At 40.6% G+C, this 13145-nt stretch carries 17 protein-coding genes; 3 read left to right on the forward strand and 14 right to left on the reverse strand.

Annotation, left to right across the window (positions count from 1 at the left end; all coding sequences use genetic code 11):
• Positions 1-3: 3 nt before the first annotated feature.
• Genes yhbY through MHB67_RS11845 form a run of 4 tightly spaced genes read right to left on the reverse strand, consistent with a single transcriptional unit; the run spans position 4 to position 2776 of the window.
• Complete coding sequence (gene yhbY / locus MHB67_RS11830; RefSeq protein ID WP_008342507.1) at positions 4-294, reverse strand: ribosome assembly RNA-binding protein YhbY; 291 nt, start codon at positions 292-294, stop codon at positions 4-6.
• Positions 288-1130, reverse strand: coding sequence for a shikimate dehydrogenase (gene aroE, locus MHB67_RS11835; RefSeq protein ID WP_234107235.1), 843 nt, complete (start codon positions 1128-1130; stop codon positions 288-290). The genes yhbY and aroE overlap by 7 nt, the downstream gene beginning before the upstream one ends.
• A gap of 21 nt (positions 1131-1151) precedes the next feature.
• Positions 1152-2252 carry a ribosome biogenesis GTPase YqeH gene (gene yqeH / locus MHB67_RS11840; RefSeq protein ID WP_034661381.1) on the reverse strand — a complete coding sequence of 367 codons (1101 nt, stop codon included), beginning with the start codon at positions 2250-2252 and terminating at the stop codon, positions 1152-1154.
• Between the two features lie 2 nt (positions 2253-2254).
• Positions 2255-2776 carry a YqeG family HAD IIIA-type phosphatase gene (locus MHB67_RS11845; RefSeq protein ID WP_008356191.1) on the reverse strand — a complete coding sequence of 174 codons (522 nt, stop codon included), beginning with the start codon at positions 2774-2776 and terminating at the stop codon, positions 2255-2257.
• Positions 2777-3137: 361 nt separating this feature from the next.
• On the opposite strand from MHB67_RS11845, the gene MHB67_RS11850 reads away from it, so the two are divergent.
• On the forward strand, positions 3138-3278 hold the full coding sequence (locus tag MHB67_RS11850) for a sporulation histidine kinase inhibitor Sda (RefSeq protein ID WP_003217327.1): 141 nt from the start codon (positions 3138-3140) through the stop codon (positions 3276-3278).
• A gap of 135 nt (positions 3279-3413) precedes the next feature.
• Here the strand turns inward: MHB67_RS11850 and MHB67_RS11855 are convergent, their stop codons facing one another.
• The 4 genes from MHB67_RS11855 to MHB67_RS11870 all read right to left on the reverse strand — a co-directional run bounded on the left by MHB67_RS11855 (position 3414) and on the right by MHB67_RS11870 (position 6485).
• The gene (locus MHB67_RS11855; protein WP_162842499.1) at positions 3414-3563 is read right to left on the reverse strand and encodes a hypothetical protein; all 150 of its coding nucleotides are present in this window, start codon (positions 3561-3563) and stop codon (positions 3414-3416) included.
• Between the two features lie 78 nt (positions 3564-3641).
• Entirely contained in the window at positions 3642-4370 is a 729-nt protein-coding gene (locus MHB67_RS11860) for a GDSL-type esterase/lipase family protein (protein WP_024423053.1), read from the reverse strand.
• A gap of 84 nt (positions 4371-4454) precedes the next feature.
• Complete coding sequence (locus tag MHB67_RS11865) at positions 4455-5195, reverse strand: polysaccharide deacetylase family protein (protein WP_025092934.1); 741 nt, start codon at positions 5193-5195, stop codon at positions 4455-4457.
• Between the two features lie 168 nt (positions 5196-5363).
• Positions 5364-6485 (reverse strand): tetratricopeptide repeat protein, encoded by a 1122-nt coding sequence (locus tag MHB67_RS11870; RefSeq protein ID WP_024427938.1) that lies wholly within the window; start codon positions 6483-6485, stop codon positions 5364-5366.
• Positions 6486-6703: 218 nt separating this feature from the next.
• On the opposite strand from MHB67_RS11870, the gene sigK reads away from it, so the two are divergent.
• Both sigK and MHB67_RS11880 read left to right on the forward strand, forming a co-directional pair.
• On the forward strand, positions 6704-7432 hold the full coding sequence (sigK, locus tag MHB67_RS11875) for an RNA polymerase sporulation sigma factor SigK (RefSeq protein WP_034738387.1): 729 nt from the start codon (positions 6704-6706) through the stop codon (positions 7430-7432).
• Positions 7433-7566: 134 nt separating this feature from the next.
• A complete protein-coding gene (locus MHB67_RS11880; protein ID WP_024423055.1) occupies positions 7567-8268 on the forward strand; it encodes a FadR/GntR family transcriptional regulator in 702 nt (233 codons plus the stop codon).
• A 101-nt stretch (positions 8269-8369) separates the two neighbouring features.
• Here MHB67_RS11880 and MHB67_RS11885 read toward each other — a convergent pair whose 3' ends face one another.
• The 6 genes from MHB67_RS11885 to MHB67_RS11910 form a co-directional block, all read right to left on the reverse strand.
• Entirely contained in the window at positions 8370-8510 is a 141-nt protein-coding gene (locus tag MHB67_RS11885) for a GapA-binding peptide SR1P (protein ID WP_117590472.1), read from the reverse strand.
• A gap of 38 nt (positions 8511-8548) precedes the next feature.
• Complete coding sequence (locus MHB67_RS11890; RefSeq protein ID WP_234107236.1) at positions 8549-9916, reverse strand: MFS transporter; 1368 nt, start codon at positions 9914-9916, stop codon at positions 8549-8551.
• Positions 9917-10042: 126 nt separating this feature from the next.
• A complete protein-coding gene (locus tag MHB67_RS11895) occupies positions 10043-10801 on the reverse strand; it encodes a 3-oxoacyl-ACP reductase family protein (protein WP_044332162.1) in 759 nt (252 codons plus the stop codon).
• Positions 10802-10810: 9 nt separating this feature from the next.
• Positions 10811-11776, reverse strand: coding sequence for a transketolase C-terminal domain-containing protein (locus MHB67_RS11900; protein ID WP_024423057.1), 966 nt, complete (start codon positions 11774-11776; stop codon positions 10811-10813).
• The gene (locus tag MHB67_RS11905) at positions 11773-12609 is read right to left on the reverse strand and encodes a transketolase (protein WP_234107237.1); all 837 of its coding nucleotides are present in this window, start codon (positions 12607-12609) and stop codon (positions 11773-11775) included. Before MHB67_RS11905 ends, MHB67_RS11900 begins: the two co-directional genes overlap by 4 nt.
• 216 nt (positions 12610-12825) lie before the next feature.
• Positions 12826-13119, reverse strand: coding sequence for a DUF3986 family protein (locus tag MHB67_RS11910; protein WP_025092863.1), 294 nt, complete (start codon positions 13117-13119; stop codon positions 12826-12828).
• Between the last annotated feature and the right edge of the window lie 26 nt (positions 13120-13145).

The raw sequence follows: 13145 nt of genomic DNA on the forward strand, positions 1-13145 counted from the left end.
CCTTTACGGCAGCTTAATTTGTTTATTTTCCTTAGATTCTTTGTAAAGGACAATCACATTTCCGATCGTTTGAACGAGCTCAGCCTTTGCACCTTTTACAAGTGCTTTCGCAACTTCTGTTTTGTCCTCGTCACAATTTTGCAATACGCTGACCTTTAATAGTTCTCTTGCTTCAAGCGCCTCGGAAATTTGCTTGACCATATTGTCATTTACCCCGCCTTTTCCAACTTGAAAAATAGGTGATAAATGATGTGCCTGTGCACGTAAAAAACGTTTTTGCTTACCTTTTAACATGGTGTTCCTCCTAATTTCTCTATGACAATTGACTTCATTTTTCCGGCGTCAGGTGTAATGCCTGTCCACAGTTCAAAGGCTCTTACTGCTTGTCCGACAAACATGCCAACCCCATCCACTGTTTTCAAGCCTAAACCTGTTGCTTCCCTAAGCAGTTTTGTTTCTATTGGATTATACACAATATCACAAACGACCGCTGTTTTTTTTGCGTTCACTAAAGAAATCGGGGTTTCTTCAACATTCGGATACATGCCGATCGAGGTCGTATGGATGATGACATCATATTCCCCAAGCCGCTCTTCTGCTGCATTTAATGTGATTGCTTGAGATGTGATTTTTCCCTCTGCACTTTCAATTAAAGCTTCAGCTTTTTCAATGGTGCGGTTCGTAATATCAAAGCTCTTCGGTGCATACTGAGCAATTGTCGTATAAATCGCTCTTGCCGCTCCGCCAGCACCAATCAAGAGAAATGACAGCTCTGATAACGGCTGATCCAAGGCTTCAAGCAATGAATGAAGAAAACCTTCTCCATCTGTATTGTACCCAACGAGCTGATCCCCTTCGCGCCGCACCGTATTGACGGCACCGAGCCGTTCAGCTGTCACATCAATTTTGTCAAGGTACTTCATGATTTCTACCTTGTGAGGAACAGTGACGTTTATGCCGCTTATTCCTAACGCCTTCATGCCGCTAATCGCATCTTTCAGGTCATCATTTTCTACTTGAAAGCCATGATAATGTCCATCAATTCCAGCGTCCTTTAGTGCTGCATTATGAATATCCGGAGACATTGAGTGGCCAACAGGGTTACCGATTACTCCGTATAAAGGTTTCAAGGTCTCTCCCCCTTTGAACATTTAAATTAACGAACGTCTCATAAACACATGAACGCCTTTTGGCGCATAAACTTTGATTTGCTTGCCCGCATCATTTGCAGTAACCCAGCCTAAACCTGAAAAGACGATGTCCATTTTTGGCTGATCAATGGTAAAGGTATGCGGAACGAGCGGCGGGAAATCTTCCATTCCCTCTTTTGATGGCGGTGACAGCAGTTCCCCTGCATGTTTTTCATATAAATCATCTGCGTTCTCGAGCTTTGTCCGGTGAATGTTCAGCTCATTTGGCATATAGCAGACAAATGATGTTCTGCCGCCTTTTACATAATCAAATCGAGCCAGTCCGCCAAAATAAAGCGTTTGTGCTTCATTTAATTGGAACGTTCTCGGTTTCAATTCTTTTTTCGGCGTTAAAATCTTCAGGTCATTTTTGCTGACATAGTGCGCCATTTGATGGCGGTTGATGATGCCCGGCGTATCGAATAAAGCGGACCCGTCATCAAGCGGGATTTCAATCGCATCAAGTGTAGTACCTGGATATTGGGATGTAGTAATGACGTTCTCTTCGCCAGATACTTCTTTGATGATTCGATTGATAAATGTTGATTTTCCAACATTCGTACAGCCGACGACATAGACATTTCTTCCCTCGCGGTAATGATCGATCGCTTCCATCACCTCAGGCACACCCTGGCCTCTGCTTGCACTGATCAAGAAAACATCGATAGGGTTTAATCCGTTTTCCTTTGCTTCCCGTTTCATCCAATGAATTAGACGATCTTTTTTCACGGATTTCGGTAAAATATCCACTTTGTTGCCGACAAGTAAAATCGGATTACCGCCGACGATACGGCTCAGCCCGTTGATCCAGCTTCCGTTAAAGTCAAAAATATCAACGACCTTCACAATGAGAGAATCTGTCTCTCCAATGCTGTGCAATATATTTAAAAAGTCGTCTTCTGTTAAAGAAACATCTTGAATCTCATTGTAGTTCTTTAACCTAAAACAGCGCTGACAGATCACATCTTCTTTCAATAGAGATGCTGCCGGCGCATATCCTAATTGATCTTTATCTTCCGTCTGAATGGCTACACCGCAGCCAATACAAACAACCTTTTCCATTATTACTCTTCCTCCCACTGAATGTGGCCCTTACGCTTTAAGGCTCCTAAAATTCTGCGTTCAATCTGCCTGTTAAACTTTGTGAAAAATCCGTCCGAGGCAGCAACAGGAACGACCAAAATCGTATGGAAGCCATGACGATTCCCGCCAAGAACATCTGTCATGAGCTGATCCCCAATGACAACCACATCTTCTTTTTTCAACTGCATATCAGCGACTGCCTTATTAAAGGCTCTTCCCATAGGCTTTCGCGCTTTATAAATAAACGGGATATGAACCGGTTCAGAAAAAAGCTTGACCCTTTTTTCATTATTGTTTGATACAATCGTCACTTGTATCCCGTGATCTTTCATTTCTTGAAACCATTCAATTAAGCGCGGTGTCGCACTTGGACGGTCCCATTCTACTAGTGTGTTATCTAGATCGGTAATAATTCCTTTTACATTTCGTTCTTTTAATTTTTGCGGTGAAATGTGGAAAATACTTTTCACAAATTCATCCGGTAAGAAATACTTCTTTAGCACAATTTGCACCCTTTCTTCCATTGGTTTTCAGCGATTGTGTCGAATCAAATCACAATTTGTCTGTCTATCGAATACAATGAAAAAGTTTTCGACATATGATGAGGACCTTCAACAGGTGTGGATAATTTTACACACATTATCCACCTATATTTCATCATGCTTTCATTCAATTATAAACACTCTACCCACAAGTTATCCACTTAACCATGTGGATAACAGAACGATTGTTCTTGTTTCCCATTCATGGTAGATTAAAGGTACTTCAAAGACAGTCGATCAACCTATGATGATATGTCTTTTCCTCAAATTTTATGCCAACTTTTTCAGGGGAGGTGTTTTTCCCATCATATGGGTTTCTAGTATGAAAAAGCTGTCAGATGATTTACTTATAGAATCGTATTATAAAGCAAATGAAATGAACTTAAATCGCGACTTCATTGAATTAATTGAGACAGAAATGAAAAGACGTTCGCTCGGGCATATGCTCTCTGTTTCCTCTTAATTCCATATCACAGGAACCATGCCTCCCGAGCACTCTCCTTTTTTAAACTCAGGTGACTGATATTATATCACTTGCGCTATAGGCTTACTACTATTTTCCGTAAAAAACACCCCTTCTGATGAAAGAAGAGGTGTCTTAATTGCAAGGCTGTTCATTCCAAAACCATAACCCTCCGCCTACGACTAAAATGACCACAAGGAACACAACAAGAAAAGCGTAACCGATTCCTGCTCCTTGTGCTGGATAAGGCGAACACGCAGGGTAAGGATAAGGACATCCCCACATATCAGTTACCTCCTTCTAGGAAGATATACTGTTAGACTATGCTGGATGAATGGTCTTGTTTAGGCAGATAGCCATCATTTAAAAATGTTTGATGACATCACGCTCTTTGATTTCGTTATAAATAATTCTCGCCCCTTTTGGTGTCATATGATTGCCAGAAGGGTCGATCAAACCTGACTGAATCAGGGCATGATCACTATCTTCTCCAGCTTCTCGGATGAAAGCTTTCCAGTTGTCGACAAGCGGTACCTGCTCATCCTTCGCTACTTCTCTTGTGATGTCATTATAAGAGTTTTGCCAAGCTCTTGCCCCGCCTCTCCCGGCAAAATAAGATGACTTATATCTGGAGTAATAATACAAGCCCTTTTTCCCGCCTTCTACAACAGGCACACAGGTCATGAGAATCGGGGTAATGCCTTCTTTTCTACTTTCAGAAATGAAGTAGGTTAAATTTTCTTTAAACCGTTTTTTCGTCACTCGGGGATGTTTCCCGTCTAAAATCGCCGCATCATTCGTACCGAACATGATGAGGACGTAAGTTGGTTTCTGTTTTAAAATATCCTGCTCAAAGCGCAGTTTCGCGTCTTCAGTCGTCTGCCCGCCAATGCCTGCATTCTTCACTTGAATTTGGCCGCGCTCGACGTTTTTCATGAGATTCACCCATTTTTCAGATGTTGGATAATCTCGAAAGTCCCAGTTTGATCCTCTTGTATTGCTGTCACCAAATGCAATAACGCTTTCTTGTACTGGCTTAGAGCACCCAGCAGCAACACATAATAGGATGAAAAGGAAAACATATTTCTTCACAACATTCACCTCCAAAAGCCCTCTTCATATAGTAAACGACAAGACTTTTGGTTTCAATGAATGAATGTTTTTGACGAATGCTGCCTATTGCATCTGAACAGGCATATATGCTTTGTCATGATGCAGCAGTTCACTTACTTTTACAAATTCATAGCCCCTCTTCTTCAACTCAGGAATCACTTGTTTCAATGCTTCTACCGTTTGCTTGCGATTTCCCCCGCCATCATGTAAAAGGATAATATCGCCGCCTTGAATATGATCAATAATTCGGCTTGCAATTTTACGTGCGCCTGGTCTTGACCAGTCCTTCGGATCTTGCGTAAAGGACCACATGACCACATCGTACCCTTGCTTTGACAGAATGCGGAATGATTTCATTGTTAAGCGTCCACCAGGAGGGCGAAATAATAAGGGACCACCAGGCTGGAGTGAAGCGATATGAGCCGCTGATTCTTTTAATTCCCGCTTGATCTCCTTTGACGACAAAAGGTCAAAATACGTATGATTCATCGTATGATTGCCGAGTTCATTCCCTTCGTCCACAATCCGTTCTGCGATCATTGGATAAGCATGGATTCTGCTCCCTATCACAAAAAAGCTTGCATTCACTTGATGCTCCTTCAGCACATCTAATATTTGATTTGTATACACTGGATGAGGTCCATCATCAAAGGTGATCGCAATCTTTTTCCGTTCCGCTCTCATGTCCCAAAAGGCACGTCCCGTTTTTTCAAGATCGACTCGTTTTAATGTATGTGCCTCTACTTCATTAGGAACAAAAGCACATAGCAGCCATATACACATCAAGATATGCAGCCCTCTCATTCGACCGCCTCCTCCACCGAACATCATTACCGATAAATTGCCCGCTTTCGCATCAATTCATGCAAGCTTCATGGTGATATCTGCTTCTTTTTCAAATAAAAAAAGCCGGCCATATTGGCCCGCTCTTTGTTTCACGTTTGGTTTCTCTCTTCAACTGTCGAACGTTGCTTAGAATTCATACAGACACTCTCCTTCTTGGATTTGATTTTGAGCCCATAATAATTTCTGATAATACTGGTTGGACTTTTTGTATTGTTGAGAGGCTTCTAAGGCTGTCGCAATTTCTAGTGAGATATCCTCTATATAAGAGTATAGGCTAAGTTTTTCCAAATAATCAATGGTTTTTTGCAGTTGGTCTTCATTGATTTCCTGAACATATAAAGCATCCAGATACTCAAACATATGACAGAACAGCTGGTCTTCATGCTTCTTTGCAGCCAATTTCCCATCTTCTAATATGCGCAGGGCATCCGCCTGTTCATTCTGTCTAAAAAGCAGCTTCGCCAGCGTATAAAGCGTATGCGGAAGCGTTGGGAGCAGCTCTTTGCGGGCAAGATCAGCGGATTCCGTTAAATATCGTTCCGCTTCCTCTCTATAGCCAAGCTCGCCATAACATTTTCCTAAATTATAGAGCGCTGAACTGTAAATGCGCGGGTGATCAATTTGAGATGCGAGCTGTTTTGCCTTTTTTAAATGAGGCAGTGCCCGGTCTTTTCGTTTTAAATCTTGATAATTTCCTGAGATGACAAAGAGACATTGAATGATGCGAATCGTATACGCATCATGCTGATCGTATATTTCCAGCGCCTTTAAAATATGGTGCATGGAGACATGTGTTTGTTTCATTATATAGTAGGCTTCTGCCACTTTAAAATGAAACTCTGCCTGCTCAATATCATCAAATACCATGGACAGCTGCTTTTCTGCGACTCGATAATATTTGACGGCTTCTAAATATTCTTTTTGACTAAATTCATGCATGCCACGAAAAAATGCATGGTAATAATGCAGCATATCAGATAACTCATGATTGGAGTTTTCGATTTTATCGACTAGATTAGATACTGAGAAAGGTTGATATTTTGAAGGGTGTATATAGTCAAGCATGATTTGGTGCCGAAAACACATGAGCTGATAATAAATCAGTAAATGCTGGTCCTCTTCCATCTGTTCAATTTCCGCTTCAACTTCCGCTTTCAAGATTTCCGCATCTGGAACACTGAACTGCCGTATCATTCGATACCATTCATTAATTTTCATACCTACATGTGAAGATAGAACCTTCCCCATGTTCCGAAATTACCCCTTCCTTTTCGGTCTAATATTACATATTTTAGCACGCTTCTTGACCGCCAAGCACCGCAAAGAAACCGCAAACATAAAAAAGAGACGAACTGAAGCACGATTTTTTTGAAAAAGATGATTTTTTCATCGTACAGACACAGACAATCCTTCCTTTACATACATTTGAGGATATAGGCAGCGGCCTAAACAAGGTGGAGGTGAAAATCGTGGCAGGAGTATTTACAGCGATGGGATTGATGGTCAAAGAATTGGTGTTTTTAGTGTCCTATGTCAAAAACAATGCCTTTCCACAGCCCCTTTCGGGAGATGATGAAAAAAAATACTTAGCCCTCATGGCACAGGGCGATGAACACGCAAGAAACATGCTGATTGAACATAACCTTCGGCTCGTCGCCCATATTGTAAAGAAATTTGAAAATACCGGGGAAGACGCTGAAGACCTCATCTCCATCGGGACGATCGGACTCATTAAAGCCATCGAAAGCTATTCCTCTGGAAAAGGAACAAAGCTGGCAACGTATGCGGCGCGGTGTATTGAAAATGAAATTCTCATGCACTTACGCGCGCTCAAAAAAACGAAAAAAGACGTCTCCTTGCATGACCCAATCGGTCAGGATAAAGAAGGCAACGAAATTTCATTAATTGATGTCTTAAAATCCGAAAATGAAGATGTGATCGATACCATTCAGCTCAACATGGAGCTTGAAAAAGTAAAGGAGTATATCGACATTCTCGACGGCCGAGAAAAAGAAGTGATCGTCGGCCGGTTCGGCCTTGATTTAAAGAAAGAAAAAACGCAGCGGGAAATAGCCAAAGAGCTCGGGATATCGCGGAGCTATGTGTCAAGGATTGAAAAGCGCGCGCTGATGAAGATGTTTCATGAGTTTTACCGGGCGGAGAAGGAAAAACGGAAACGGGAGAAAGGGAAGTGAGCGAAAAACTTCATAGAGGACTACTTTTCAATAAAAACAGGCCCTCATAAGGTCTGTTTTTATTTTGCCCTTCAAATCTGAAAAGTATATAATTAATATACTTGTATGACAAATAACAATACCTATTGAAAGGAGTGATTTTTATGAAATTCAATCCTGTTTCTAATAAAAAATTATATATACAGATTTATAATCAAATCCTTTCAGAAATACAGTTAGGCTCTTTTAAAGTAGGAGATAAACTTCCTTCTGAAAGAGAACTATGTGAACAATTTGGCGTCAGCCGTGCACCGGTCAGGCAAGCTCTCAGTGCATTAGAAATGAATGGTGTCATTTACTCCCGTCAAGGAGAAGGTGTGTTCGTTAAAAATACGACCATCACCACTGAAGGGACTCTTTCTATGAAATCAGCATCTCCTGAAGATATTGTGGAAGCCCGAATGCACATTGAACCTTTAATTATCCATTTTGCCGCTTTGAGAGCGACCGATCAAGAGATTGAGGAGCTTAAACAGACGATAAAAAAAATGGAAGAAGAAACACGGTCGGGTGTATATGTTCCTGAAACCGACGAACAACTACATATGGGCATTGCAAGAGCGTCACATAACGATTTATTTGTTACCTTTATGTCTTCTATTACGAATGCTATGAAACAACAGGAAATGTGGAGATTTATTCGTGATCGGACTGTTACTCGTTCAGATTATCGAGAGATCAACTTTCAAGAGCACAAAATGATTATAAAAGCACTAGAAGAGCGGAACGCATCAGAAGCCGTAACACGGATGACTGACCATATGCAAAATTTATATGATCGCTACTGGAAAAGCTAATCTCTCCGCATATACACATTTTTAAAAAAAGTTCTTTTAAAACAAATAAAGGCGTCTAACCGCAAGTCGAACTTGTGAGTTATGCGCCTTTGTTTTTCATTTCAACGTTTTTTTGATTCTAAGCATTTTTCGCATATTCCGTATAAAACCTTAACACCTTCACATCCATGAGCTGTATCAATCATTTCCTCACATTCTTTGCACACAATCGTGTTTTGCGGCACATTTGATTTCTTTTCCATCCTCATATCAGCTCCTTCGTTTTGATATTGTTTTTCGCTTAAACACTTTTACCATTGTTCTTTGTGAATGAAATGGACTCTTCGATGCTGGATTTGTTGTTTGCTTTGACGACCAGTGCTTTTCCTGACTGTTTCACTAAGAGTACAATAATAAGAGAAGCAAATATCATGCTGATACCTAAGAAAATCATACTTATGTGAAAAGAACCTGTTACATCTTTAATATATCCGACTATATAAGGTCCAAAAAATCCACCAAGATTTCCAATACTATTAATCAATGCGATGGCCCCACCCGCTGCTGCGCCTGTTAAAAAAGATGGGGGGATTGCCCAAAATGGAGAATAAGCGCCAAAAGCTCCACACAATGCGATTGTTAAAAATACAAATGACAAGATCACACTTGTGCTAGCAATAAAACTACTTATGATCATAGCAATCGCACTAACAGTTAAACAGGCAGATACATGCCAGCGTCTTTCATTTTTCTTGTCAGAATGATTCCCAACTAGCACCATGACCAAAATGGCAAAGGTGTACATAAGACCCAAAAGCCACCCCATCCCTTGAGTACTCAAAGAAATTGTGTCAGATAACCCCTTTGAGATCGTCGGTAAGAACATGTTAATACCGTAAAACCCAACCATCCAGCAGAAATAGCCTGCCGATAAAATGAGTACATCTCGATCTTTTAAAGCTTGGGCGAAAGTATACCGCTTGACTTGTTCCTTTTCAAGTCTTTCTTTTGTTGTGACATGAATAAGCCACTCTTTCTCATCATTATTCAACCACTTTACTTCTTCAATTTTGTCATCTAGATAAAAAAAGGCAATGACACCAAGAATAAGAGCTGGGATGGCTTCTAAAATAAATAACCACTGCCAGCCGGACATATCCAGCCAATTCACCCCTAAGAGGAAGGTTGAGAGCGGAGCGCCAACTGCATTTGCCCCTGGGATTGCCAGCATAAATCCAGCGATGGCTTTGGCGTGGTGTTTTGTTTGATAGAAACCGCTCAAATAAAACACCATACATGGATAAAAACTGGCCTCTGCTGCGCCTAATAAGAAACGCGCCGTGTAGAACTGCCATGGTTCTTGTACAAAAGCCATTAAAATCGCAATAATTGCCCAAGTCACCATAATTCTGCTGATCCATTTTCTAGCACCTATCTTCGACATAATCGCACTGCCCGGAACCTCTAGTAAAAAATAACCTAAAAAGAAAATTCCCGCCCCGAGTCCAAATACAGCATTTGAAAATCCTAAATCTTCATTCATTTGCAGAGCAGCAAATCCGATGTTCACACGATCTAAAATGGCGATAACAAAACATAATGACAAAAACGGGATTAGTCGAAGTGTAACCTTACGAGTCGTAGATCTCTCCAATGCTTGTTGATTCAAGCTGATTCCCCCTTAACATAGCTTTGTCTGACTATACTTGTGAGCTCTCACGTTATAAAGCGCTTACAAATATGCAACTGATAGAAAAGAGTGAGGCATAGTCTATGCCCAACTCCATTCATATCACTAGTCCATATGCGAACCACCATTAATATCTATCTCTTCCCCTGTGATATAGGAGGCTTCTTTCGCCGCTAGGAACGCAATAGCAGCCGCAATTTCTTTCGTTTCACCTGGGCGGCCAATCGGTATACTGTCAATCACCTTTTTTGCTTCGCCATTAGAAAGCGACTTCCAGATATCAGTATTCACTAGACCTGGAGCTACACAATTGACAGTGATTCCATCCTTTCCTACTTCACGGGCAAGGTTTTTGGAAAAGCCTAGGACGGCGGCTTTGGAAGCAGAGTAATGCGCACCGCCAAATACACCGCCTCCTCTTTTGGCTGATACAGAAGACAGGTTGATAATACGGCCATATCTTTGTTTTTTCATCGTTTCTAGAACTGCTTGTGTACACAAGAACAAACCGAACATATTCACACTGAATATTCTTGTCATATCCTCTAGTGTCATGTCCTGAACTGTTACTTTTTGAGAAATACCTGCGTTATTCACTAATATGTCAATTCTGCCGAATGACACAAGTGTTTCTTTCACCATCTGGTCAATCGATTCTTTATTTGTGACATTTACTTCTATACCGATTGCTTTACCACCGGCATTTTTAATCGCTTCTACAGTACACTGAATTCCCTCTTGATTGATATCTGCTACAACGACTGAAGCGCCCTGCTCGGCTAGAGTGAATGCGATGGTTCTCCCAATTCCCTTTTCAGAACCGCTGCCTGTTACGATCGCAACTTGATTTTTTAGGGTAAACATGGCTAATTCCTACTTTCCTATGAAATTGTTCAGCATTTCTTTAGCTGTTTTGATTATATTTTCGATGGTAATGCCATTGATCTCCAAAAGCTTTTCATAAGGTGCGGATTCTCCAAAACGATCTTGCACACCGATTCGTTTGACTCTCCCCCGGCCTTCCTCTGCCACTATCTCACATACAGCACTGCCTAATCCGTTTAGAATATTGTGATCCTCTATAGTAATAATAGGTCCAATATTCAGACACTCCATGACAGCTTCTCGATCTAAAGGCTTGATCGTATGCATATCTAAGAGGGTTGCATAAATACCTTGTTTTTCTAATTCCTTGACTGCTTCTAAGGCAAGATGTACTGTATCTCCATTCGCTATAATTGCGATATCTTTACCAGACTTTACTTTCTTTGCTTTGCCGATGATAAATTCTTCATTTTCATCATATATCATCGGCACAGCATCTCGGGTGAAACGCAAATACATCGGGCCATATGTTTCTGCTGCCTGTTTGATCAATTTTCTTGTTGAGTAGTAGTCAGCTCCCATGATCACTGTCATATTGGGAAATGATCTTAAAACGCCCATATCTTCTATCGCTTGATGACTCCCCCCATCATTTCCTGGTGTTAATCCACCGTGGGAGCAGGCGATCTTTACATTCAAATTGGGATAACATACTTCTTGCCGAATTTGTTCTGCCATACGCAGCGAGCCGAAAACTGCATAGGTGCTGATAAATGGGATTTTGCCAGTTGTTGCAAGACCAGCTGCCAGGCCGGCACCATTTTGTTCAGCAATTCCGACGTTCACATGCTGATTAGGAAGCTGCTTTATAAATTCTCCTGTTTTGCATGACTTTCCGATATCAATATCTATGACATAAATTTGTTGATTCTCTTTTCCTAATGTAACTATTTCATCACCGAAAGCTTCACGTGTCGCTTTTTTCTTAGTTACTGCTTTTTCAGTTTGACTCATGATTTTAAACCTCCTGCTAGTTCCTCTAATGCCTGCTCATATTCTTCTTCATTTGGCGCAACACCGTGCCATGAACAGATATCTTCCATATAAGAAACGCCTTTGCCCTTAATGGTATCGGCAACAATACATTTTGGCTTTCCATTTTTCGTTTTTGTTACTTCATTCAGTGTTTCTACAATGTCTTCCATTGAGTGTCCGTCAATTCGTTTTGTTTCAAATCCGAATACTTCAAACTTCTTTTCGATGTCTTGAAGCGGCATAATTTCTTCGCAGAAGCCATCAATTTGCAGGCGGTTATTGTCTACAAACACAATTAAGTTATCCAAGCGATATTTCACTGCGGTTTGGACGGCTTCCCATATTTGCCCTTCCTGACATTCTCCATCTCCCACCATGACAAATACCCGGTAATCTTTTTCATCCCTTTTGCCTGCAAGTGCCATACCAACGCCGCAAGAAAGTCCTTGACCTAATGAGCCTGTGGAGATATCAATTCCCGGACATTTCTTCATATCAGGGTGACCTTGAAAAGGTGAACCGTACTGCCGTAATTTGTATACGTTTTCAAAAGAGACATAACCTTTTATAGCTAGAGCTGCATATTGAATAGGTGCCACATGTCCTTTCGATAAAACAAAGCGATCTCGATCTTCCCAATTTGGTTTTTGGGGATTGATATTCATTTCTTTAAAATAAAGGGCGGTAATGATATCAGCAGCTGATAAGGAACCTCCTGGATGACCCGATTGCGCTTCGTAAATCATCGTTATCGCCGTTTTTCTAAGCTCGATGGCTTTTGCTTTGAGTTCTGCCACACTTCTGTCTTTCATTCCGATCACCTCGATTATTTTTTAAGTTATAGCTTGAATTCTTAGTTACTTGTTCACTTGTATGACAAGTGGTTTATGAGATCACTATACAATTCTTGAAAGCGTTTGTCTATCTATTTTTTGAATTTTTAAATAAAATATTGCTTTTCTCGATACTTAGATTCAGCACTCTATTTTAAATGAAATAAAAACACCACCCTATCATCTGGTGATGTTTTACATTTCAACTATGCTATTCTCTTTTAGAAAACGCTCAAAAAGCTTATGGCCTTCCTCTTCAATCAGTTCATCTTCAATCAAATATTCTCCAATCAATAACCCAAGATCCTTCCACTTCTCATATTCTTTTAAAAGCGTTATCCCGTAACTTTTTTGATCAAAAAATAATAACCATCTTCCTGTTTCTAAACTCTTAAAAAACACGCCTTCATAATCAAAACCTTGCTCATAATATCCTACATGTAAATGCATACTCTCATCTAAACTATGTATTCTTTCATATGTACACACTTTATCTTGCTCCCTTAGCTTCTCAT

This window comes from Bacillus sp. FSL H8-0516, from assembly GCF_038635285.1.
Taxonomy (GTDB): Bacteria; Bacillota; Bacilli; order Bacillales; family Bacillaceae; genus Bacillus; species Bacillus safensis.